Source organism: Limibacillus sp. MBR-115 (genome assembly GCF_040549425.1).
Taxonomy (GTDB): Bacteria; Pseudomonadota; Alphaproteobacteria; order Kiloniellales; family CECT-8803; genus Limibacillus; species Limibacillus halophilus.
Genome location: NZ_JBEPTJ010000009.1, coordinates 14,736 through 38,645, shown reverse-complemented (window position 1 = coordinate 38,645; position 23,910 = coordinate 14,736). Strand labels below are relative to the sequence as shown.

Below are 23,910 nucleotides of genomic sequence, written 5' to 3'. Positions count from 1 at the left end.
CTGGATCGTGATGCTAGCTGCAGTACACCACTCAATAGCGCCTTAACAGCCCCACGAGTTTGCCTTGAACTTGAACGCGGTCGGGCGGGAAGATTCGGGTTTCATAACTCTTGTTGGCTGGTTCCAATGCGATTGACTGGCCGCGCCTTCTGATCCGTTTCAAGGTGACCTCGCCATCATCGACCAAGGCTACGACGATCGCGCCGTTCTCTGCCGTTTCACACCTTTCGATGATCACCGTATCGCCGTCGAAGATACCTGCCTCGATCATCGAATCGCCTTCAACCTCCAGCGCATAGTATTCCGCGCGATTGCCCAACATGGTTGCTGGGACATCGACGAAGTTGCTGGTATCGCGCAACGCTTCGATCGGTGTACCTGCCGCGATCCGGCCGTACAATGGTAGTTGGCGATTGCTGCCGTCGCCCGCCAGTGAGGGCAGGCGTTGTACGCGTCCGAACACACCATGGATGACATTTGTATCATGGCCAAGGTCATGTGACTGATCATGGTCTTCTGGCAAACGCAGTACTTCAATTGCGCGGGCCCTATGGGCTAACCGCCGAATAAAGCCACGTTCCTCCAATCCGCTGATCAAACGGTGAATGCCAGACTTGGATTTGAGACCCAGCGCGTCCTTCATTTCATCGAAGGAGGGGGAAACACCATTCTCGGATAGATGACCGTGAATGTAGAGTAGTAGTTCCCGTTGTTTCCGCGTCAACATCGCGCATTCCCCGTTCAGGCAAGACAAGAACAAAATAGAAACGTTATAAATGTTCTAGTTTAGTTCCATTGCGCCGGTCAAGCATTTTTATGACTGTTGCCAGTCGTGAGCCAAAGGATGCGCGCGCATTATGGCCGGGGCAGGCGAAGGAAGGAGCAGGTCTCACCGGCCTTGGCCGCTCTGGCTTGCGGGCGGCGTATGATCAAGGCATCCGCGTGTTGTAGCGTAGCCAGCATCGAACTGTCCTGCCGTTCAAAAACTTTGAGCTTGGGGCCATTTCCGTCAGGTTCGACAAAAAGAGCGCGCAGGTAATCCTGGCGTCGGTCATTCTCTTTCAAACCGTGCTCGAGCAATCCCGTTTCCTCGCTCAGGGCGATATCGGGAGCGCCCAAGAGCTTGGCCATAATCGGCAGCAAGAAAAGATATCCGCATACGAGGCTGGAAACCGGGTTGCCGGGCAAGCCCAGTACGGGTAATTCAGGCCATCTGCCAAACATCAGCGGCTTGCCGGGACGCATCGCTATCTTCCAGAAATCAAGCGATAGATCGGACCGCTGCAGGGCCGACTGAACGAGATCATGTTTGCCGACGGAAGCCCCGCCTGTCGTAATCAAAAGATCACAGCCGCGCGCGCGGTCACGTAAATTATCCAGAGCGTCTTCCCGGTCCGCCGCGATACCCAAATTGACTGCGACGCCGCCAGCCTGCTCAATCAAGGCTGCGAGCGCCAGGACGTTGGAGCTGACAATCTGATTTCCTCGAATAGGATCACCTGGCATCACGACTTCATCGCCCGTTGCCAGAAGCGCGATCCGTGGGCGTCTGCGAAGCGGCAGCCATGGCCTATTCATGGCGGCGGCAAGACCGATTTCACGGGCACCAAGGCGCGTGCCGGCCCTGAGCTTGACCTCGCCCTCCCGAAAGTCTAATCCGGCGCGCCTTACATAGGCGCCGCGTTTTGCGGTCTCCAGGATCGTGACTTCGTCTTCCGCTGCTTCAGTGTCCTCCTGGATGACCACGCTATCGGCGCCTGGCGGGAGGGGAGCGCCGGTAAAGATACGCGCCGCTTCGCCGGCAGCCAACGCTTGCGGTGGCAGGCTCCCGGCCGGAATCTCCATTGTAACCTTCAATGTTGTCGGCACGTGAAGCACATCGCTTGCGTGCACTGCGTAACCATCCATTGCGGATACGTCCATGGGGGGTTGGGTACGGCGAGACTCCAGGTCGTCAGCCAAGACCCTGCCCAGACTGTCGGAAAGTGTGACTATTTCCGCGGAGGTAGCCGCAAACTCCTTGAGAATGCGCGCCTGCGCTTCTTCAACAGAAATCATTAAGACGCCTCATAAGTGCCAGATTTTCCGCCAGATTTATGAACTAGTCTTATATCACTAATGATCATGGCCTTATCCACGGCCTTGCACATGTCATAGACGGTCAGACAAGCCACACTGACTGCGGTCAGCGCTTCCATTTCGACGCCGGTTTGTCCGACTAGCTTGCAGGTTGCCGTTACATCGATTGCCTGTTTTTCTTCGTTGAGTGTTAGGTCTACCTTCACGGAACTGAGGCTCAAAGGGTGGCAAAGCGGAATAAGGTCCGGTGTTCGCTTCGCCCCCATAATTCCGGCGAGACGAGCAACGGACAGGACATCGCCTTTTTTCATTCCGCCGCCGCGCACAAGTTCAAAGGTTGCGGGCGCCATGACGATAGATCCTCGTGCGGTGGCGCTTCGTTCTGTCGCGGCCTTACCGGACACATCGACCATGATTGCCTTGCCGTCACTATCAAAATGCGTGAAATCACTCATGATTCAGGCGCTTTCAGAGAGGGACTGGGGCACCAGCGCCCGGGTTGCCGCTATAACGTCAGGTTGGCGCATCAAAGATTCGCCGATCAAGAACGCGGTGGCTCCGACAGCAGTCATGCGGTTCAGGTCTTGTGTGCTGTAAAGCCCGCTTTCACATATCAAATACCTGTCACTCGGCACGTTTGGGGCCAGCTGCTCCGTCGTTGCGAGATCAACCTCCAGGGTTTTGAGGTTTCGGTTGTTAATACCAATCAGCGGCGATTGTAACGCCAAGGCGCGGTCCAACTCGGTGCGATCATGAACCTCAAGCAGGACATCCATGCCAAATTCGATGGCTGTCGTTTCCAGTTCCTCGGCCTGAGCGTCTTCCAGAGCAGCCATTATCAGCAGGACGCAATCTGCGCCAAGCGCGCGCGATTCGACGATCTGATAGGGGTCGAGCATGAAATCTTTGCGGAGCGCCGGGAGATTTGTAGCCGTCCGCGCTTCCTCAAGGTAATGATCAGCGCCTTGGAAATAGGGTTCGTCGGTCAGCACCGAAAGGCAGGTGGCGCCACCCTCCTCATAAGCTTTTGCCAACGAACAGGGATCGAAGTCGGCCCGGATAAGCCCTTTGGAGGGAGAGGCCTTCTTAATTTCACAAATCAACCCGTAACCATGCGTCGCCGCCGCCTTGGCGAGAGCCTTTGCAAACCCCCGAGGTGCTGAATGGGCCTTTGCCTTCGCTTCCAAGGAAGCCAGGTTGTTTTGGGCCTTCATTGCCGCAATATGCTTGGTTTTATCAGCGCAAATCTTTGTCAGTACGTCGCTCACTCGGCGCCCTCCCGGCTTATTTCCGCCATCTGCTTGAGAACGGCTGCGGCTTTGCCGCTATCGATAGCGGCCGCGGCCTTCGTAGCACCCGACTTGAGATCGTCGACCTTTCCGGCAACGAGGAGTGCCGCTGCGCTACCGAGGAGGACGATATCCCGGTAGGCGCTCTTCTCGCCAGCGAGTAAGGAGGAGAGGGCTTTCGCGTTATCTTCTCCGGTTCCACCAAGAATAGTTTCCAGCGGGCTACGTGATAATCCCGCGTCTTCTGGCGTGACTTGGAATTCGCGGATATTGCCGTCCTTGAGTTCCGCAACTTGGGTCGGCCCGGTGATCGAGAGCTCGTCGAGGCCGGAATCACCATGAACAACCCATGCGGCTTCGCTCCCAAGTTCCCGTAGAACTTGCGCCAATGGCAGGACCCAATCGGGTGAGAATACGCCAATTACCTGGCGTTTCACGCCCGCCGGGTTGCAGAGTGGACCGAGCAGATTAAAGATCGTCCGCGTCCCCAATTCAGCCCGTGATGGGCCAACGTGCCGCATGGCACTGTGATAACGCGGCGCTGCGAGAAATGCCGTTCCTGCCTGCTTGAGTGCCTTTTCAACCTTAGTCTTGTCGGCATCGATGTTGACGCCCAATGCCGTCAGCACATCGGAGGCACCGCTCTTCGATGACGCAGCTCGATTTCCGTGCTTAGCGACGGGGACGCCGCAAGCCGCCACGACGAAGGCAATCGCTGTTGAGATATTGAGTGTTCCCTTGCCGTCGCCACCCGTGCCGCAGGTATCCAGAGATTCCGGTGGTGCGACGATACGATCCATCTTCGCGCGCATGGCGCGTGCCGCACCGGTAATCTCCGGTACTGTTTCGCCCCGAACACGAAGCGCCATTAGAAAGCCGCCGATTTGGGTAGGGGTAGCGGCGCCAGACATCATAATGTCAAAGGCCGATTCAGCTTCGGTTTCACTCAGGCTGTGGCCATCGGCCACACGCGCAATGAGCGGTTTCAGGTCATTGCTGCTTGCTGGCATGCTCTCGTATCCTTGTCAGGCGACGTCACGTACGGCGTTGTGTCCGGCAAGGCGCAGGAAATTGCCCAGTAGTTTGTAGCCATGCTCCGAGGCAATCGATTCCGGATGGAACTGCACGCCATGTACTGGTAAGTCCCGGTGTTGAAGCCCCATGATGAGGCCGTCTTCGGTCTCCGCTGTCACCTCTAGAACCTCGGGGAGCGATGTCCGCTCAACCGTTAGCGAATGGTATCGTGTCGCGGCGAAGGGAGACGGCAACCCGGAAAACACGCCGTTGCTCTCGTGCGATATACTGCTGAGCTTCCCATGCATCGGAACAGCGGCCCGCACGACCTGGCCGCCATAAGCCTGCCCTATGGCCTGGTGCCCGAGACACACGCCCAATAACGGCACCTTGTCGCCCAGTTGTTTGACAACCTCTAGGCAAATGCCTGCTTTATCAGGGTCACAAGGGCCCGGCGATAAGATGATCCCTTGCGGCTTGATGGCGGCAAGGTCCTTTACCGTAATAGCATCGTTGCGCCATACGCGAACTTCAGCCCCAAGTTCTCCCAGGAAGTGGAAGAGGTTATAGGTGAAGCTGTCGTAGTTATCTATCAGCGCAAACATAACAATGCCTTATAGAGAAGTGTTTCCGGCTCAAATCCGGTTCGGGTCTGCCTTTATAGCAGCGATTTCAGGGCCGTGGAAAGAACCCTTGACCTTCCAGCTACTGGAAGCCAGATATCGTATCTTGAATGGTTGATGTTCTTTTCGGCAAAGGAACCACGGACATGCGAATAGGCGAGGTTTCACGACGTACTGGCGTTCCGTCAAAGACAATTCGCTATTACGAAGAAATTGGCCTCATCGATGCAGCATCTCGCACAATTAGCGGGTATCGGGATTATGGTCATCATGAGTTGGAAACCCTGCGATTTATTTCAAGGGCGCGGGGTCTGGGATTCACCGTAGCTCAGGTGGAGGATTTGCTTGCGCTGTGGAATGATCGCGATCGCAACAGTGCGCAAGTGAAGCAAGTGGCGGCAGAACATCTGCGGAGAATTGATGAAAAGATCGCGGAATTGCGGTCGATTCGAGGCACTCTGTCGCACCTGATGGAGAATTGCCACGGAGATGACCGCCCAGATTGCCCAATCCTGGAAGGCCTTGAGGGAAAAACCAGCGACGCTTGAAGGACTTGCGGCCTAGGCATGATATAATTCCTCCGCGAATCGGGAGCGATTTGACCGGAGGGGGCAAGGGTGGAGCACACCAAGTATCGTGGCGCGGCACGACACGAGCATACTACTGGCAGTGTGCCGATTTCGATCCTGGACACGGAAGAGCCATGTCAGAAGCCTAGCAGAGAAACTGGAGCGTCAAATAAGCCGATGGCTTATTTAAAGCTTGTTTGGCTTGCGGGCTTTTTCATTTCGGTGCCATTTGGACCATCTCACACGGCGCAGGACTTGCGGGTGAAGGTGTTGATGCAGGCTCCGGTGCAAAGCTCAAATCCGATTGAAGTGTCCCGCGGTACGGCGCTCGATGTGCCATTCCCGCTTCCATTGATCCCGCCATCGGATGGCATGTTGAATACCCTTAAGGTATCGGCGGCCTTACCTCTGGAACCCGGAGACTTGGTGCAGCCAGCAAGACCTTCGGAAAAACAGCATTCGCCGACCGTAACCAATGGCGCGCTAGATAGCTGGAAACAATTTGCGGTCAGTTATGACGCGGATCCGACCAAACCTTGGATCGCTATTGTTATCGACGATGTTGGCGTAAACCACAGGGGCGCCAAAATGGCTGTGGAAATGCCAGCACCGCTGACATTGGCGTTTATGACCTATGCGGACAACCTTGAGGAATTGTCTCAGCAAGCGCTAGGGCGTGGGCATGAATTGCTGCTGCATTTTCCAATGGAGCCCGATGATTTGAAGCGCAACGACCCGGGTCCAAATGCTCTTATGGTTGGATTGTCGGAGACGGAATTGGATCGACGCCTTGAATGGGGTCTCAATCGTTTCAAAGGGTTCGTTGGGCTCAACAATCATATGGGTAGCCGCTTTACCCGAAACAGAGTTGGCATGCGACGGGTCGCGCTTGCGCTGCGCAAGCGTGGTCTAATCTTTCTGGATTCCATGACCACCGGTAGCAGTGTGGCGGCAGCAGAGGCTCGACGGGTGGGCTTGACCGTGCTGGAGCGGGACATCTTTCTGGATCACATCCCGACATCTGAGGAGGTGAGGCGCCAACTCGCTCTGTTGGAGCAGCGCGCGAAGGCAAAGGGGTTCGCCATTGGGATAGGCCATCCCCAGACATTCACGCTGGACGTAATACGTGCCTGGCTTCCGATAGCAAGGGCAAGGGGCTTTGATATCGTGCCGATCAGCGTGATTGCTAGGCGTTTGGAAGGCGTTGGTTGAACGGCTAGGAGCGGAAAGGGTGCTTTAGAGCCTCATCCGCGGTTCTTAGCGAAGGCCACAGCTTCTTCCGCCGCGCGAATCAAAGCGCGGGCCTTGTTGCAGCTTTCTTGGTATTCCGCCTCAGGATCGCTATCCGCCACGACTCCGCCGCCAGCCTGAACGTACATTGTGCCGCCCTTGATCACGGCTGTCCGGAGGGCGATGCAAGTATCCATATCGCCATTGGCGCCGAAATAGCCGACAGCGCCCGCATAGATGCCGCGGCGCTCTTGCTCCAACTCCTCGATGATCTCCATCGCGCGAACCTTCGGTGCACCCGACACAGTGCCGGCAGGGAAACCGGCAGCCAAGGCATCCAAGGCATCGTGGTTCGGGTTCAGTTTGCCGATGACGTTGGATACGATGTGCATGACGTGGCTGTAATACTCGATAGTATTTCGTTCAGTCACCTTCACGCTGCCAATCTCTGCGACACGACCGACGTCGTTGCGTCCTAGATCTAGCAACATCAGATGCTCCGCCAGTTCCTTGGGATCACTCAGAAGGTCTGCAGCGAGCGCTTTGTCTTCCTCCGGCGTCTGGCCTCTACGGCGGGTTCCGGCGATGGGTCGTATCGTGACCTGCGGCCCACGTAACCTGACAAGAATCTCGGGGCTTGAACCGACGATCGCGAGGTCATCGAGTTCCAAGAAGAACAGGAAAGGCGAGGGGTTAAGCCGTCGCAGAGACCGATAAAGGCTCAGGGGCGGTAGGTCGAACGGCAGCGCAAAGCGTTGAGATGGCACGACCTGGAATATATCGCCGGCCAGGATGTACTCTTTCGCCTTCTCCACCATGGCATGGTATGCCGTTCGCGCCATATTGGCCTTTGGTTCGGGAAGCGATGTTGCTGCGCCGACAACCGGCATACGCCGATCATGAAGCGAGCGCTCAAAGTCGGATGCAACCTCGTTCAACCGGGTTTGTGCTTCTGCAAAGGCCTGGGCACCGTTGATGCCCGCATTCGGCCAAACCGGTGTGAAAACCGTGATACGATCTTCGAGTCGGTCGAAAACGGCCACGATCGTCGGCCTCAGAAACAAGGAATCTGGAACCCCCAGAACATCCTTGTTTGTCGCCGGAATGCGCTCGAAAAGCCGGATCATGTCATAGCCGAAGTACCCGATCAGAGCGGAGGCCATTGGCGGGAACCCTTCGGGCAGGGTAATGCGGCTCTCGTCGATCAATCCGCGCAGGCTGGCCAGCGCATCTTCCGTGACGGACTCAAAAGCATCAGGCATGGCACGGGCATTACGGTTGACTTCCGCCTTGCCGTCCTTGCAGCGCCAGATCACATCGGGTTTCAACCCGATAAAGGAATAGCGCCCGATCGTCTTGCCGCCCTCGACCGACTCAAACAAACAGCGGTACCGTTGCCCGTCGGTCAGCTTTATGAATGCGGAAACCGGTGTCTCCAAGTCGGCCATCAACGTTAGAGATAAGACCTGAGGTCTGCCGTCGTCGTAGGCTTTGTAGAAATCTTCGGGCGTGGTGGCGGCAGTCATCGGGTTAAGACCTTCAGAAGTAATTCGAAAGCAAGTGATTGACCTGCTGCTGGTTGACACTAACGCCGTAGTGTTGCCGCAAGGCGCCCATAAGCTGTACGAACAAATCCCCTTCCATATCAATGGCGGTTGCGGCCTCGATGGCTTCGAGGTCAGCCGTCCCGCTTTGCGGGTCAGCCGGCATGACCTCCTTCAATTGAACGACAATCTGACTGAGTTGCCCTTGTGTCGTTTCAGTGTCTCCCGGTGCAAGGGAAAATAGGCTGCGGGTGAACTGCGGGGATGGCACTTTCTCACCGCTTCGCTCGTCACGCTTGACGGGGGATGTTTCCTCTACCGCCAGATTGGCGGTGTCGGGTGCATCGACAGCCTTGATCGCGGCATCAAGGGTTACTCCTTCTTGAACCTTTGCGACAATCGCCTTGGCAAGCTCTTCGGCAAGGCGCTCCCGTTCTTGGCGTTTCCATGCCCGCAGGACCTGCTCACGGACAGCGTCCAGCGGTTGCTCGGCCTGGGGTGTGATGCCGTTGACGCGCACGACGTAATAGCCGTTGTCACCGGTATCCGTGACAATGCTTTCTTCATTGGCGTTGGTTTCGAAAACGGTGCCTACGATTCGATTGCGTGGTTCAAGGAACGCAATCGGTTCTTGATCACGATCCCTGCCGAAACGGTCGATCGCATCGAAGCTTTCGATCGGTAGGTTCAAATCACGGGCCGCATCCTCCAAACTCGCACCCGAGGCGAGCGTATCATCCAGCGAGTTTGCGATGGAAACCAGCGTATCGACGGCTTCGCGAAGCCGGAGGTCACGTTCAACTTGATCGCGGACCTCTTCGAAACCGCGTTGCACACCCGGTACGATGTTGTCGACGCGCACGATATGAAATCCAAGAGGCGATTCTGCGGGACCGCCGACCTCTCCATTCCGAAGCGCGTATGCCGTTTTCTCCAGATTCTCCGGCAGTTCACCTGGCACGATCTCACCTAGAGTGACCGGTGTTCCGACTGCCAATTCGGTTGCGGCTTCCTCCAGAGTCTTACCGTTTTCGACTAGCGCGAGGACTTTATCGGCCGTCTCGTTATCGGGAACGACAAGCTGAGTGATGCTGCGTTTTTCCGGGTCGTTGAATTCCTCGCGGCGTTCCTCGTAGGCCGCCAACAGCGCCTCCTCGGTCACGCTGACTTCGTCGACCAAATCCTCAGCAGTAAAGCGGATGATTGTCGCAGATCGGTATTCAGGCGACAGAAAGGACTGCTTGTTGTCGTTGTAGTAGCTCTGGAACGTGACTTCATCGGGGTCTGGCACATCAACAAAGCTGTTGTTGTAAACGACAACGTAGCGCCCGACGCGTTTCTCTTCTTCATAGGCGAACAGGCGCTCGGCTACAAAACCGGGAAGCTTGACCGCGGACATGCTCGAATCAAGGACCTGCTGACGTTTGGTGCCATCGCTAAGACTGCGGACAAATCCAGATTCCGAAAGGTTGTTCGCCCGTAAAGCACTACGTACGATGTTGGGATCGAACTTTCCATCAGGCCCCTTGAAGTTTGGATCGTTCCGCAAACGCTCCTCGATCTGCGCTTCACTTACGGTCATACCCAAATCATCGGCCAGTGAATCGAACACAGCTTGGGTAACAATACGATCCAACGCACGCTGTGCCAGTCCAAAGGTCTGAATCTCCTCCTGGCCGATTGTACGGCCCAGGGCCTGCTGCGTTCGACGTACCTCTTGCTGCAGATTGGTTGCGAACTCCTGCTGCGTCACCTCACGGTCGCCGACCGTTACCACTGTGGTATCGACGCCGACGGTGCGGAAGATATCGCCAATGCCCCAGACCACGAAACTGAGGATCAAAAGCCCAAACAGTATAAAGGTTACGAATTTCGCACCCTTGCTGCGCATTTTCATGAGCATCGAGGAGAGGTCCTTTCTTATCTTCTGCCCAAGCCGCCGGTTCAGCTTTTGTTACCGCAGTATAGCCTTCACCTAGCTGGCGATCCCCCATCGGGACTATCCTGTGGACCGACCGGCGCGCATCTTAGTGAGGCCAAGCTAACCCGGCAACAAGCAAAGATTCAACGCCGGTAGTGTACTGGCTTTGGACCTATCGCTGTGCTACCTCGTTTGCCGAACATGACAGTACGAAGGGTTTGAGCCATGCGACGCAAACTTATTGCCGGAAACTGGAAAATGAACGGACTTCTGGCAGAAGGGACCGCTCTGGCGGAAGCATTAGTCAATTTACAAGCTACCAATTCCGTGAACTGTGATTTGTTGATAGCACCGCCAGCGACGCTGATTTCACCGCTGGCTACGTTGCTTTCGGGTTCGGGCATAGCGTTGGGTGGGCAGGATTGCCATTGTGAACCGAAGGGCGCGCATACAGGCGATATCTCTGCTGCGATGCTCGCGGATCTGGGATGCCGGTTTGTGATTGTCGGCCACTCAGAGCGGCGCAACGATCATGCCGAGAGCAATACAGTGGTACGACAAAAAGCCCGTGCCGCCCAGGCAGCGGGAATGATACCGGTGATCTGCGTTGGTGAAAGCTTGGAAGAACGGGAAGCGGGGCAGGCCGAGGCCTGTGTGGCCGATCAAATTCGAGGTTCATTGCCAGACGACGGAGAGGCTGTGCTGGCGTATGAGCCGGTATGGGCAATCGGCACAGGGCGAAGTGCGACGCCAGAAGACGTTGCACGTATGCATGAGGCCATTCGGAAGGTCACGGGCGAGGTGCGGGGTGCTGATTATGCTGCGCGTTGCCGAATTCTCTATGGCGGTTCGGTAAAGCCGGCAAATGCAGGTGAACTGCTGCAGTTACTAGACGTAGATGGCGCGTTGGTTGGTGGCGCTAGTCTTGTTGCCGAAGATTTTTGGGCTATTGCGCAGGCTTGCCCCTAGCAATCGGCGGTCAAAGCGGTTAAATACCCGCCGAACACTCCTTACCTAGAGAGGAGATGGAGACCGCCTCCGATTTTAGGCTGCGCGGCCTTGTAACTATTGAAGAGAAGCGTTGGGCTCATGTTCTCGATCATTCTTGTAATACATCTGCTGATCACCCTGGCCCTAATCATCGTCGTGTTGCTCCAACGCAGCGAAGGCGGCGGATTGGGTATCGGTGGCAGCGGTGGCGGCGGCGGCGGCGGTGGCGGATTTTTGACCGGCCGCGGTACCGCAAACCTTTTAACGCGTTCTACCGCCGTTCTGGCGGCTGCCTTCATGATGACAAGCATTGCGCTGACAATTCTCTCTGGCGGCGGCGGCGAGCAGCGATCAATCCTAGATAACTTAGGCGGTGGTAGTGATCTACAGCCGTTGCGTCCGCTGGAAAGTGTCCCTGCCGAGGGAGCTCCGGCTGGTGGTCAGGAAGGTGGCAGTTCGCAAGTTCCGGTGCAGTAAGATACCGGAAGTGCCGAGTCGCGCCGGGGTGGTTGTCTGCCCCGGCGTTTTGCTGACTGTCGTTAATTGCCGGGGTTGGTTCTAAAAATTGGAATTGGCCTAGTTTCAATGTGTTAGGCGTTCGCTTCCACAAAAGAGAATGCTTTGGTTAACAAGTAGAGAGGCGAGGCTTGCCCTGCAGGGGTTTAGGCCCGATAGTGTCCTTCCATGGCGCGATTCATATTCATAACTGGCGGCGTGGTCTCCTCCTTGGGTAAGGGTCTTTGTTCGGCAGCGCTGGGCGCGCTGTTGCAGGCTCGAGGCTTTAAGGTTCGGCTGCGTAAACTTGACCCCTACCTGAACGTCGACCCCGGTACGATGAGCCCCACCCAGCATGGTGAGGTTTACGTGACCGATGACGGAGCTGAGACGGACCTCGACCTCGGTCACTACGAACGCTTCACCGGTGTTCCTGGACGCAAGAGCGACAATGTCACCACTGGTCAGATTTACTCGAAGGTGATCGCCCGAGAGCGCCGCGGCGATTATCTCGGCGCAACGGTACAGGTCATTCCTCATGTAACAGATGCCATCAAAGAGTTCGTTCTCGGCGATATTGACGATGAGGATTTTATCGTTTGCGAGATCGGCGGAACCGTCGGCGACATCGAAGGTTTACCGTTTCTCGAGGCGATCCGACAGCTTGGCAACGAGCTGGGGCGCGAACGGGCTTTATTCATTCACCTGACCCTCTTGCCCTATATCAAGACCGCAGGTGAATTGAAGACGAAGCCAACTCAGCACTCCGTGAAGGAACTGCAATCCGTCGGTATTCGTCCGGAGGTTTTAGTTTGCCGCACCGAGCAGCCGATCGACGAGGGCGAGCGGCGCAAGATCGCCTTGTTCTGTAACTTGCGACCCGAGGCAGTGATTCAAGCTCTCGACGTCGACAGCATCTACGCAGTTCCACGGGCCTATCATGAGGAAGGACTGGATACGGAGGTTTGCCGACACTTTGGATTGGACGTCAAGGAGCCTGATCTTACAGTGTGGGACGGTGTCGTCGAGCGAGTGCGCCAGCCCGACGGTGAGGTGACAATTGGCGTAGTCGGCAAGTATACCAGTTTGATCGATTCCTATAAATCATTGGCCGAAGCCCTGACACACGGCGGTATTGCCAACAACGTCAAGGTCAAGATCAACTGGCTTGATTCGGAGATTTTTGAGGAAGACGGCGCAATCCAGCATTTGGAAGACGTGCATGGAATCCTCGTCCCCGGCGGTTTTGGAGAGCGGGGGAGCGAAGGCAAAATCAAGGCGGCCGGTTTCGCGCGCGAGCGGCAAGTCCCCTATTTCGGCATTTGTTTCGGGATGCAGATGGCGGTCATCGAAGCAGCGCGAAGCCTGGCAGGCTTTCCCGGCGCGGGATCATCTGAATTCGGGACCCCAAAAGATCCGATCGTTGGATTGTTGACTGAATGGACCCGTGGCAATCGGGTCGAACGACGGGACAACGACAGCGAATTGGGTGGCACGATGCGCCTTGGCGCCTATTCCTGTATACTGCGCGACGGTTCTCGGGTCTTGGATATTTACGGAGAGCGCGAGATCACCGAACGCCATCGCCACCGCTACGAGGTCAATATCAATTACCGGGAAGCGTTGGAGCGTTCCGGTTTGACCTTTTCCGGCTTGTCACCGGATGGTGAGTTACCTGAGATTGTCGAACTGGCCGACCATCCTTGGTTTATTGGCGTACAATTTCATCCGGAGTTGAAATCGAAGCCCTTCGACCCACATCCGCTCTTCACTGCCTTTATCAAGGCAGCGGTCGAACAATCTAGGCTCATGTAGAGCAGGAAGAGATACATTATGTCCGGCACGTCCGCGCAACGCGTTTCAATCGGGGAACTGGAGGTCGCGAATGATAGACCCTTTACCCTGATTGCCGGACCCTGTGCGATTGAAAGCCGGGCCCATGCGCTGGAAACTTGTGCGTCGATTAAGGAGATCACCGATCGTCTGGGAATCGGTTTGATTTACAAATCCTCGTTCGACAAGGCCAACCGCACGAGCCTAAAGGCCGTGCGTGGGATCGGCATGGCCGAAGGCATTGATATTCTCGCGGACGTCAAGGCGACTTACGCTTGCCCGGTTCTGACCGATGTCCATGCAGCCGAACAGTGTGCGCCGGTTGCCGAGGCGGTCGATGTGCTTCAGATACCGGCTTTTCTGTGCCGCCAGACCGATTTGCTTGTAGCCGCGGCGCAAACCGGCGCTGCGATCAATGTAAAAAAAGGTCAATTCCTGGCTCCATGGGACATGATCCAGGTTGTGGCCAAGCTCCATGGTTCCGGCAACGACCGGGTGTTGGTTACGGAGCGAGGAGCGTCGTTTGGTTACAATACGCTTGTTGCCGACATGCGGAGCCTACCAATCATGGCGCGTGATACGGGCAGCCCGGTGATTTTCGACGCGACTCACTCAGTTCAGCAACCTGGCGGCAAGGGCTCGGCTTCGGGTGGGCAGCGCGAGTTCGCACCGGTATTGGCGAGAGCGGCAATCGCAGTCGGTGTCGCCGGTGTTTTCGCAGAAACACATCAAGATCCCGATTCAGCGCCGTCCGATGGTCCGAATATGATACCGCTCAAGGAGCTAGAAGGCGTGCTTTCCATTTTGGTGGCGCTCGACGCTATAGCCAAAGCCAATCCCGTTCGGATCTAACCGGGCGCTAACGGCGTCAATTTCTTCCATCTTCATGCCGTCGTTCTTGCTCCGAGGGGGCGGAGCGGGTATTCCTGCGCCCAATGTTTGGACCCCTTTCAAAAAAGAGGCTGTGATCTGAGATGACCGTCATTGTCGACATTCATGCGCGCGAAATCCTGGATTCCCGAGGCAATCCGACCGTTGAAGTCGATGTGGTGCTTGAAAGCGGGGCTTTTGGTCGAGCAGCCGTACCGTCGGGTGCATCAACGGGTGCGCATGAAGCGGTCGAATTGCGGGATGGCGACAAGAAGCGCTATGGCGGGAAAGGGGTCTTAAAAGCTGTTGAGGCCGTCAATGATGAGATCGGTGAAGCACTTCTGGGTTACGATGCCGAAGAGCAGGTTCACCTTGATCAGTTGATGATCGAGCTCGACAGCACACCAAACAAATCCCGCTTGGGGGCCAACGCTATCCTCGGCGTCAGCTTGGCAATCGCAAAAGCTGCGGCAGAGGAGGCCGGGTTGCCGCTTTATCGTTACCTTGGCGGGGCCTATGCCCGGACACTGCCGGTTCCCTTGATGAACATCATCAACGGCGGTGCACATGCGGACAATGCCTTGGACTTTCAAGAGTTCATGATTATGCCGGTCGGGCAGGAATCCTTTGCCGAGGCCTTACGTTGCGGCGCCGAAGTTTTTCACTCCTTGCGCAATCAGCTTTCCGATGCGGGTCACAATACGAATGTTGGCGACGAGGGTGGCTTTGCGCCTGATATTGGCTCATCCGAGGAAGTCTTGGGCTTCGTTATGAAGTCTATCGAGAAAGCCGGCTATCGCCCGGGCGAAGATGTCTTGCTGGCGTTGGATTGTGCTTCGACCGAGTTTTACCGCGATGGTCTCTACGACCTGACGGGTGAGGGGCGTAAGCTTGATGGCGGGGAAATGGCGGCATACCTGGAGCACCTCAGTTCAATCTTCCCCATTGCATCCATAGAAGATGGTATGGCCGAAGATGATTGGGAAGGATGGAAGACCCTTACCGGGCGAATTGGCTCTAAAGTGCAGCTGGTGGGAGACGACCTGTTCGTCACCAATCCTGAGCGCCTGCGCCGGGGCATCGCCGAATCAGCGGCAAATTCGATTCTTGTGAAGGTCAATCAGATTGGCACCTTAAGTGAAACATTGGAGGCCGTAGAAACCGCCCATCGTGCGGGCTTTACCGCCGTCATGTCGCATCGGTCCGGAGAAACCGAGGATTCGACAATTGCCGACCTGGCCGTTGCAACGAACTGTGGGCAGATCAAAACTGGTTCGCTGTCGCGCTCTGATCGCCTTGCAAAGTACAACCAGCTTCTTCGAATCGAGGAAGAGTTAGGTGGCGCAGGGCGATATAATGGCGTTTCTCTGCGCCGGTGATAGATCGTTTGATAGATCCGGAGTTGTGTTCACTGCGCGCAAAAACCACAAGATGTGGTTGTGATGGCGTTCCAGAGAGAGTCCAAAACCAGAACAAAGCGCTATCTGAGCAACAAATGGAATCCTCTTGGAATCATTGAGTTTTTTGACTTGTTCTCCGAGTCGTTTCGTGATTCCATAAGGGCATGACAATGGTTCAGGAAATACGCAAACGGGGTGTCGCCGTTTCACTGCAGGCCTTCGCGGCCTGTATGGTGGTGTATTTTGGCTATCACGCTGTACAGGGTGAGCGCGGTTTCCTGTCTTATGTGAAGCTAAATAAGGAATTGGCTCAGATTGCAGCCCAAGAGGCTGCCGTTTCCAAAGAGCGACGTGAGTTAGAGACACAGGTCGCGGGCTTGAGGCCGGAGAGCCTTGACCTCGACTTACTCGATGAACGAGCACGGCTTTTACTCAATTATGGCGGCGGTGACGAAGCCGTTGTTTGGCTCGGTGAAGCATCTGGCGAGAGTGCTGTCGAGCCGGTCACGGGCGAAGATAACCAATAACAAGTTAAACAAAGAAAATGCGGCAATTGCAATGAGTTAACGCTCATTGCAATTTGTCGTTTTTAGCCTTACCTTGAGATTGTTATGGAACGCGACCGCCCTGACGCGGCCGCCCAGCAATCAAAAGCGGGGAGAGCCAATGGCGACCAAGAGTGGTGCTGCCGCCAGTAAGGCGGCTTCTGGAGCGACTCGTTCGCGAAGCCGCAAAGCCACAACGGCCCAAAAGTCTCGAACTCAAAAGGCCGGATCCACAAATTACAGTGCCGACGAACTTCTGAAGTATTACCGCGACATGCTGCTGATCCGACGCTTCGAGGAGAAGGCCGGGCAGATGTACGGCATGGGCCTCATAGGCGGGTTCTGTCACCTTTATATCGGACAAGAAGCGGTCGTAACGGGTATTCAAGCCTCAATGCAGGAAAGCGATTCGGTCGTGGCTTCCTATCGGTGCCATGGCCACATGCTCGCTTGCGGTATGGACGCCAAGGGCGTGATGGCGGAATTGACTGGCCGGCGCGGTGGCTATTCCAAGGGTAAGGGTGGCTCTATGCATATGTTTAGCCGCGAGAAGAACTTCTTCGGCGGCCATGGCATAGTGGGCGCTCAGGTACCGATTGGCACCGGCATAGCCTTCGCGCAAAAGTATCTGGGCGAGAACAGTGTTCATTTCTGCTACTTGGGTGACGGCGCGGTGAACCAGGGGCAAGTTTACGAATCCTTTAATATGGCCGCGCTCTGGAAAATCCCGATCGTCTATGTAATCGAGAACAACCGCTACGGCATGGGAACCAGCGTGCAGCGCGCGTCTGCATCAACCGAGCTTTATAAACGCGGAATGGCTTACGGCATTCCAGGCGTTCAAGCCGACGGTATGGATGTAATCAAAGTGCGTGACGTCGCACGTGAAGTGATCCAGAAGGTTCGTGGTGGCGCGGGACCCTATATTCTCGAAGTCATGACCTATCGATATCGCGGGCATTCAATGTCTGACCCGGCGAAGTATCGGTCTCGCGAGGAAGTTCAGAAAATGCGCAGCGAGCATGATCCGATAGATCAACTCAAAAAGCTGATTCTGGACAACAAACTCGGCGAGGAAGATGCGTTGAAGAAGATCGACCGCGAGGTGAAAGATATCGTCTCAGATGCCGCGGAATTCGCTCAGAACAGCCAGGAGCCGGATCCGTCTGAGCTCTACACAGATGTTTATGCAGCGCCGCTTTAGGGCAGCCGGTAACAGGATATAGGGAGGCCGCAGGATGCCTATCGAGATTTTGATGCCGGCGCTATCGCCCACCATGACGGAAGGCAAGCTGGCAAAGTGGTTGGTTAAGGAGGGGGACGATATTTCCTCCGGCGACGTTATCGCCGAGATCGAAACCGACAAGGCCACCATGGAAGTGGAGGCGGTCGAGGAGGGGAAGCTCGGCAAGATATTGGTCGCAGAAGGAACAGAGGGTGTGGCCGTCAACGCCGCTATCGCTTTGCTGCTGGAGGAAGGTGAGGATGCCGGTGCTCTCGAAGGCGCAGGCGGCGGTGAAACCATAGCTGCGCCAAAGGCTGCGGCAGCGGAGGCCGAAGCGTCGACGCCAGCCGCGATGCCTGCGCCGGTGGTTTCCGCCCAGAGCAGTGATCCTGAACCCGAACCGGAATGGGACGGCGAAACCGAGACCTTGACCGTGCGCGAGGCTTTGCGCGACGCGATGGCCGAGGAAATGCGTGCCGATTCAAAAGTATTTGTAATGGGTGAAGAGGTCGCTGAGTACCAGGGCGCTTATAAGGTCACGCAAGGGCTGTTGGAGGAGTTTGGGGCCAAGCGTGTCATTGATACGCCTATAACCGAGATGGGGTTTGCCGGCTTGGGCACGGGCGCGGCCTATTACGGGTTGAGACCCATCGTCGAATTCATGACCTGGAACTTCGCCATGCAGGCGGTTGATCACATCATCAACTCGGCGGCAAAGCAGCTTTATATGTCAGGCGGTCAAGTGAACGTTCCCATTGTTTTCCGTGGTCCCAACGGTGCCGCAGCACGTGTTGCCGCTCAGCACTCGCAGGACTATGCGAGCTGGTATGCGCATATACCCGGCATCAAGGTGGTGGCGCCTTACAGTGCCGCCGATGCGAAAGGGTTGCTGAAGGCAGCCATTCGTGATCCGGATCCCGTTGTCTTCTTGGAAAATGAGATACTTTATGGGCAATCGTTCGAGGTTCCCAAGAGCGACGATTGGGTTGTGCCGATTGGTAAGGCCAAAGTCGTTCGCAAAGGCAGCGACGTAACGATCGTTGCCTACGCAATTTGCGTGGCCAAGGCATTGCAGGCCGCTGAGAAACTGGCGGAAGACGGGATTGAGGCAGAAGTCATCGACCTGCGCAGTCTGCGGCCTCTCGATGCGGCAACAATCATCCAGTCGGTCAAGAAGACCAATAGAATCGTTAGCGTCGAGGAGGGTTGGGCGCCCTGTGGCATTGGGTCGGAAATCGCCGCCATTTGCATGGAACAGGCATTTGACTGGTTGGATGCCCCGGTCGCACGTGTTTGCGGTAAGGATGTGCCGCTTCCTTATGCGGCCAATCTCGAAAAACTGGCGTTACCTCAGGCTGAGGATGTTGTGGCAGCCGCTAAAGCCGTTTGTTATGCGGATTGATTTTAGGACTTTGATATGCCTGGGGCTTCTCAAGGGAAGTGGCCAGGGCGCGGAGGACCAACTATGACCGTGAAGGTTCTTATGCCGGCGTTATCGCCCACGATGACAGAGGGCAAACTGGCTAAGTGGCTGGTTAAGGAAGGTGATGAAGTCGCCTCCGGCGATGTCATCGCCGAGATCGAGACCGACAAGGCAACCATGGAGGTTGAGGCCGTCGAGGAAGGCGTTGTCGGTAAGATTGTTGTGGCAGAAGGCACAGAGGGCGTTCCCGTTAACGACGTGATCGCAATCCTGCTTGAGGAGGGCGAAGATAAATCCGCCCTGGAGGGTGTCGGGAGCGAAGAGAGCCCAGCGCCGTCGAAGCCTGAGCCGACCGAGACAACCCCCTCTAAGTCGGATACGGCGCCCGCGGCGCAAGCAACGCAACCGCAGAGCGCGCCAAAAGGTGGCGCTGGCGAGGAACGCGTTCTGGCTAGCCCCCTCGCAAAACGCATGGCGGAACAGGCAGGATTAACACTGTCGAAGATCAGCGGAAGCGGTCCCAACGGTCGGATCGTCAAAGCGGATGTCGAGGCGGCGGTCAAGGGTGGCACGACGGCGGCCGCACAGCCAGGAGCAGCCGCTGCAGCTGCAGCTACCACGGCCGTCACGGCGCCAGCGTCGGCGCCTACGGCTTCCGGTCCGGGTGCCAAGAAACTCGCCGACATGTTGGGAATGGAGTACAGGCAAGAGCCGCTGACTTCCATGCGCAAGGTAATTGCCAAACGCCTGACTGAATCGAAGCAAACCGTCCCGCATTTTTACCTGACAGTCGATTGCCAGGTGGATGAGTTATTGAAGGTCCGTAAGGACCTGAACTCTCGTTCTGACGCCTATAAGCTTTCGGTCAATGACTTCGTAATTCGGGCGGCGGCACTTGCGTTAAAGAAAGTCCCGGCGGCCAACGCTTCATACGATGAAAGTGGCATCCTCTATTACAAGCACGCGGATATATCGGTTGCGGTGGCAACGCCCGCCGGTTTGATAACGCCTATCATCAAGGCTGCAGAAGGTAAGGGCTTGGCCGAAATATCAAACGCAATGAAAGACTTGGCGGTTAGAGCCCGCGATGGAAAACTGACCCCGGAGGAATACCAAGGCGGTACTTTTTCCATCTCGAATTTAGGCATGTTCGGCGTGAAGCACTTCGAAGCGGTTATCAATCCGCCGCAGGGTTGCATCCTGGCGGTTGGTGCCGGTGAGCAGCGCGCTGTGGTTAAAGACGGAGCCTTGGCCATCGGTACGGTCATGAGCTGCACTCTTTCCGTCGACCACCGTGTCGTGGACGGCGCGGTCGGCGCTGAGTATCTGGCAGCTTTCAAGGTGTTGATCGAAGACCCGCTGTCGATGTTGCTCTGAGAACGGAGAAATTAGACGCATGGCTGAGAAAAGCTTCGACGTACTCATCATCGGTGCCGGTCCAGGTGGTTATGTGACCGCTATTCGCGGGGCGCAGCTAGGCCTGAAGGTTGGGATAGTAGAGAAGCAACATCTTGGTGGAATCTGTCTCAACTGGGGTTGCATCCCGACCAAAGCTTTGCTTCGGAGCGCGGAAATTTTTCACTATATGTCCCACGCCAAGGACTATGGCTTGTCGGCAGAGAAAGTCGGCTTCGATATGAAAGCCGTGGTGCAGCGCTCGCGGGGGGTGTCTAAGCGCTTGAATGGCGGCGTTGGACACCTCTTGAAGAAGAACAAGGTCGAGGTGATCGACGGTGAGGCGGTCCTGCAAGGTCAGGGCAAGATTTCCGTATCGAAAGACGGGAAGGCCGTGGGCGAGTACGCCGCCAAACATATCATTGTTGCAACCGGCGCCAGGCCGCGCGCTTTGCCAGGTATCGAGCCTGACAAGAAGCAAATCCTCACCTATTTCGAGGCCATGGTTCCGGAGACCTTGCCCAAATCGCTACTGGTGATTGGATCTGGGGCAATCGGCATAGAGTTTGCTTCTTTTTACCGCACGATGGGATCCGAAGTGACCGTTGTAGAGGTGATGAACCAGGTGCTGCCGGTAGAGGACGCGGAGATTGCAGGCCTGGCGCGCAAGCAGTTTGAAAAGCAGGGCATCAAGATTATGACCGGAACCAAAGTGGCTTCGGTCAAGAAAGCAAAGGATTCGGTCACCTGTCACCTTGAGGACGCCAAGGGTAAGACGCAGGAAATTACTGTTGAGAAAGTTATTTCCGCTGTCGGTGTCGTTGGCAACATCGAGAATCTGGGGCTGGAGGCTTTGGGAGTCAAAACCGACCGCGGATGTGTCGTAACCGATGGCTATGGGCGGACCAATGTCGCTGGTGTCTATGCTATCGGAGATGTGGCGGGCCCGCCGATGCTGGCGCACAAGGCAGAACATGAGGGTGTCGTTTGTATTGAGAAGATAGCTGGCCAGAATGTCCATGCCTTCGACAAGTCGAAGATACCCGGTTGTACCTATTGCCACCCACAGATCGCCAGTGTTGGCCTTACGGAGGCCAAGGCCAAAGAGAAGGGGCATAAAGTTAAAGTGGGCCGCTTCCCGTTCATAGCGAATGGCAAGGCAATTGCTCTGGGTGAGGATCAAGGATTGGTCAAGACCGTGTTTGATGAGAAAACGGGCGAGCTTCTAGGCGCACATATGGTGGGCGCGGAGGTGACTGAGTTGATCCAGGGCTATGTTGTGGCCATGAATCTGGAGACAACGGAACAAGAATTGATGCACACGGTTTTCCCGCATCCGACACTTTCGGAAATGATGCATGAGTCCGTGCTTGACGCCTATGGTCGGGCGATCCACTTCTAGGGCACATCCCAAGGAATAAAGGTTCGCAATGTCCGCTGAAATTGAAAAGCTCCGCGTTCGCCATCCGGAGAAGGCCCACAAACCCGATCAGCCGGTTCACCGCAAAAAGCCGGATTGGATTCGGGTAAAAGCGCCTGTCAGCAAGGAGTATCACGAAACCCGCAAGATCGTCCGCGAGAACAAACTGACGACGGTTTGTGAAGAGGCGGCTTGTCCCAATATCGGAGAATGCTGGGCCAAGCGGCACGCTACAATGATGATCATGGGCGGTATCTGTACCCGCGCCTGCAGTTTTTGCAACGTAGCCACAGGTAAACCAGGCGCGTTGGACCCCTTTGAACCCTTCAATGTTGCCAAGGCGGTGAAAGAGTTGGGTCTTCGGCATGTTGTTATCACCTCGGTTGACCGGGATGACCTGGATGATGGTGGAGCGCGCCACTTTGCCGATACGATTCTCGCGATTCGTGAGGCGTCTGCAAATACGACCATTGAAATTCTGACGCCGGACTTCTTGCGGAAGGATGGAGCGTTGGAGGTTGTGGTTTCCGCCAAACCGGACGTCTTCAACCACAATCTGGAAACGGTACCTCGCTTGTATGGACCCGTCCGTCCGGGCGCACGCTACTTCCATTCCATTCGTTTACTAGACCAAGTCAAACAAATCGACCCGACGATTTTTACGAAATCGGGATTGATGGTGGGTCTTGGAGAGACCAAAGAAGAAATCTACCAAGTCATGGACGACCTGAGGTCGGCCGACGTCGATTTCTTGACTATTGGTCAGTATCTGCAACCGACTCCCAAGCACCATCACGTTGACCGGTTCGTGCCGCCCGATGAGTTCAAGGCTTTTGAACGGAAAGCCTACAACAAAGGCTTTTTGATGGTTTCAGCGTCACCTTTGACGCGCTCTTCGTACCACGCAGATGAGGATTTCGAGAAGATGCGTCGGACACGCGAAGAGCGCTTAGCTGCTGTCGCGGGATGACCGCGACCGTCGCAATGGCGGCGGAAGTTGGCCCAGGGGTCTGGTTTGGCCCCGAGATGGCCGGACGCGGTGATTGGATCGTCGAAGTTACCACCGAACAGATCATGGCATTTGAAAGTGCCATTGAGATTCTGCGGCATGCCGGGAAGGAGCTGCAGGATACGGATTTTTCCGAGGTGCCAAAGTTTCCAGAGTTCCAACGCGCCGCCGAAGAGGTGCTGACCGGCAGAGGCTTCATCTTACTGCGTGGCTTGCCGGTCGAGCGTTGGGATCGCGAAACGACCGCTTGGGTCTATTGGATGCTTGGTCTCTATTTTGGGATCCCCGTGCCTCAGAATGGAGACGGGCATTTGCTTGGCCATGTGAAAAACCTTGGCAAAGACTATCGAGATCCCGCCGTACGGATTTATCAAACAAACTACCGCCAGCCTTTCCATACGGATTCCTGCGATATTGTCGGCCTGCTTTGTCTTCGTCCTGCCAAACAAGGTGGAGAGAGCAGGATCGTCAGTTCGAGTACTTTACACAATGAGATGCTGGCGAGGCGCCCAGACTTACTGAATGTCCTCTATGAGCCCTTCGTCCTGGATCGGAAGAATGAAGTACCCGAGGGAAAGGGGCCCTATTACGAGATACCGGTTTTCCATAGATATGGCGACCGCATCACTGGGTTCTATGCAAGGGATTTCATTGAGGCGGCCCAGCAGCGCTTTGCTGAGATCCCGCGTTTGACGAACAGGCAGATTGAGGCTCTGGATTATCTGGATAGTCTTGCAAATGACCCAAGTCTTTATCTGGCGATGGATTTCCAACCGGGCGATGTTCAGCTTTTACACAATCATCAGATTTTGCATGCGCGGGCGGCCTATGAGGATTGGTCCGAAGTGGAGCGCCGGCGACACCTTTTGCGGCTTTGGCTCTCGACGCCAAATGGGCGGGCATTGCCACCCGTGTTTTGCGAGCGCTACGGCACTGTCACGCCCGGTGAAATTCGGGGCGGTATCAGGGTTCCTGGCGTAATTCCTCAGGTTATCCTTGACGTTTGATGGCTAACACCGTTAGTCACCCCCTTCAC

At 55.9% G+C, this 23,910-nt stretch carries 22 protein-coding genes; 14 read left to right on the top strand and 8 right to left on the bottom strand.

The features are described 5' to 3' along the window. Positions 1-31: 31 nt before the first annotated feature. The 6 genes from lexA to ABIE63_RS15685 form a co-directional block, all read right to left on the bottom strand. Entirely contained in the window at positions 32-727 is a 696-nt protein-coding gene (gene lexA, locus ABIE63_RS15710; RefSeq protein ID WP_183416707.1) for a transcriptional repressor LexA, read from the bottom strand. 128 nt (positions 728-855) lie between these two features. Continuing rightward, positions 856-2,058, bottom strand: a complete 1,203-nt coding sequence (gene glp / locus ABIE63_RS15705) for a gephyrin-like molybdotransferase Glp (protein ID WP_354505815.1) — start codon at positions 2,056-2,058, stop codon at positions 856-858. Then, on the bottom strand, positions 2,058-2,534 hold the full coding sequence (gene moaC / locus ABIE63_RS15700) for a cyclic pyranopterin monophosphate synthase MoaC (RefSeq protein WP_183416709.1): 477 nt from the start codon (positions 2,532-2,534) through the stop codon (positions 2,058-2,060). The genes glp and moaC overlap by 1 nt, the downstream gene beginning before the upstream one ends. A gap of 3 nt (positions 2,535-2,537) precedes the next feature. Further along, positions 2,538-3,347: an indole-3-glycerol phosphate synthase TrpC gene (gene trpC / locus ABIE63_RS15695; RefSeq protein WP_354505812.1), complete on the bottom strand. Its 810-nt coding sequence runs from the start codon at positions 3,345-3,347 to the stop codon at positions 2,538-2,540. Then, a complete protein-coding gene (trpD, locus tag ABIE63_RS15690) occupies positions 3,344-4,378 on the bottom strand; it encodes an anthranilate phosphoribosyltransferase (RefSeq protein WP_354505809.1) in 1,035 nt (344 codons plus the stop codon). The genes trpC and trpD overlap by 4 nt, the downstream gene beginning before the upstream one ends. Positions 4,379-4,393: 15 nt before the next feature. Next, a complete protein-coding gene (locus ABIE63_RS15685; RefSeq protein ID WP_354505806.1) occupies positions 4,394-4,987 on the bottom strand; it encodes an aminodeoxychorismate/anthranilate synthase component II in 594 nt (197 codons plus the stop codon). A 164-nt stretch (positions 4,988-5,151) separates the two neighbouring features. Between ABIE63_RS15685 and cueR the strand changes: the two genes are divergently transcribed. Both cueR and ABIE63_RS15675 read left to right on the top strand, forming a co-directional pair. Continuing rightward, on the top strand, positions 5,152-5,553 hold the full coding sequence (cueR, locus tag ABIE63_RS15680; protein ID WP_183416713.1) for a Cu(I)-responsive transcriptional regulator: 402 nt from the start codon (positions 5,152-5,154) through the stop codon (positions 5,551-5,553). A 198-nt stretch (positions 5,554-5,751) separates the two neighbouring features. Next, entirely contained in the window at positions 5,752-6,786 is a 1,035-nt protein-coding gene (locus tag ABIE63_RS15675; RefSeq protein WP_354505802.1) for a divergent polysaccharide deacetylase family protein, read from the top strand. Positions 6,787-6,818: 32 nt separating this feature from the next. On the opposite strand, the gene trpE is transcribed toward ABIE63_RS15675, so the two are convergent. Further along, complete coding sequence (trpE, locus tag ABIE63_RS15670; RefSeq protein WP_354505799.1) at positions 6,819-8,330, bottom strand: anthranilate synthase component I; 1,512 nt, start codon at positions 8,328-8,330, stop codon at positions 6,819-6,821. Between the two features lie 13 nt (positions 8,331-8,343). Then, positions 8,344-10,251 carry a SurA N-terminal domain-containing protein gene (locus ABIE63_RS15665; protein WP_354505796.1) on the bottom strand — a complete coding sequence of 636 codons (1,908 nt, stop codon included), beginning with the start codon at positions 10,249-10,251 and terminating at the stop codon, positions 8,344-8,346. A 243-nt stretch (positions 10,252-10,494) separates the two neighbouring features. Here ABIE63_RS15665 and tpiA point away from each other — a divergent pair, with 243 nt between their 5' ends. The 12 genes from tpiA to ABIE63_RS15605 all read left to right on the top strand — a co-directional run bounded on the left by tpiA (position 10,495) and on the right by ABIE63_RS15605 (position 23,881). Beyond that, positions 10,495-11,238 carry a triose-phosphate isomerase gene (gene tpiA / locus ABIE63_RS15660; protein ID WP_354505793.1) on the top strand — a complete coding sequence of 248 codons (744 nt, stop codon included), beginning with the start codon at positions 10,495-10,497 and terminating at the stop codon, positions 11,236-11,238. 120 nt (positions 11,239-11,358) lie between these two features. Then, on the top strand, positions 11,359-11,736 hold the full coding sequence (gene secG, locus ABIE63_RS15655) for a preprotein translocase subunit SecG (RefSeq protein WP_183416718.1): 378 nt from the start codon (positions 11,359-11,361) through the stop codon (positions 11,734-11,736). Between the two features lie 207 nt (positions 11,737-11,943). Then, positions 11,944-13,569, top strand: coding sequence for a CTP synthase (locus tag ABIE63_RS15650; RefSeq protein ID WP_183416719.1), 1,626 nt, complete (start codon positions 11,944-11,946; stop codon positions 13,567-13,569). Positions 13,570-13,587: 18 nt separating this feature from the next. Next, a complete protein-coding gene (kdsA, locus tag ABIE63_RS15645) occupies positions 13,588-14,439 on the top strand; it encodes a 3-deoxy-8-phosphooctulonate synthase (protein ID WP_183416720.1) in 852 nt (283 codons plus the stop codon). A gap of 122 nt (positions 14,440-14,561) precedes the next feature. Beyond that, positions 14,562-15,836, top strand: a complete 1,275-nt coding sequence (gene eno / locus ABIE63_RS15640; protein WP_354505788.1) for a phosphopyruvate hydratase — start codon at positions 14,562-14,564, stop codon at positions 15,834-15,836. Between the two features lie 191 nt (positions 15,837-16,027). Further along, complete coding sequence (locus ABIE63_RS15635) at positions 16,028-16,384, top strand: septum formation initiator family protein (protein ID WP_354505785.1); 357 nt, start codon at positions 16,028-16,030, stop codon at positions 16,382-16,384. A 139-nt stretch (positions 16,385-16,523) separates the two neighbouring features. Next, positions 16,524-17,606: a pyruvate dehydrogenase (acetyl-transferring) E1 component subunit alpha gene (gene pdhA / locus ABIE63_RS15630; RefSeq protein ID WP_183416722.1), complete on the top strand. Its 1,083-nt coding sequence runs from the start codon at positions 16,524-16,526 to the stop codon at positions 17,604-17,606. Between the two features lie 34 nt (positions 17,607-17,640). Next, positions 17,641-19,029, top strand: coding sequence for a pyruvate dehydrogenase complex E1 component subunit beta (locus ABIE63_RS15625; protein WP_354505781.1), 1,389 nt, complete (start codon positions 17,641-17,643; stop codon positions 19,027-19,029). Between the two features lie 63 nt (positions 19,030-19,092). After that, positions 19,093-20,427 carry a pyruvate dehydrogenase complex dihydrolipoamide acetyltransferase gene (locus ABIE63_RS15620; protein ID WP_354505778.1) on the top strand — a complete coding sequence of 445 codons (1,335 nt, stop codon included), beginning with the start codon at positions 19,093-19,095 and terminating at the stop codon, positions 20,425-20,427. A 19-nt stretch (positions 20,428-20,446) separates the two neighbouring features. Beyond that, positions 20,447-21,847 carry a dihydrolipoyl dehydrogenase gene (gene lpdA, locus ABIE63_RS15615; RefSeq protein WP_354505775.1) on the top strand — a complete coding sequence of 467 codons (1,401 nt, stop codon included), beginning with the start codon at positions 20,447-20,449 and terminating at the stop codon, positions 21,845-21,847. A gap of 28 nt (positions 21,848-21,875) precedes the next feature. Next, positions 21,876-22,835: a lipoyl synthase gene (gene lipA, locus ABIE63_RS15610; RefSeq protein WP_354505772.1), complete on the top strand. Its 960-nt coding sequence runs from the start codon at positions 21,876-21,878 to the stop codon at positions 22,833-22,835. Continuing rightward, positions 22,832-23,881 carry a TauD/TfdA family dioxygenase gene (locus tag ABIE63_RS15605; protein ID WP_354505769.1) on the top strand — a complete coding sequence of 350 codons (1,050 nt, stop codon included), beginning with the start codon at positions 22,832-22,834 and terminating at the stop codon, positions 23,879-23,881. Before lipA ends, ABIE63_RS15605 begins: the two co-directional genes overlap by 4 nt. Positions 23,882-23,910 lie beyond the last annotated feature (29 nt).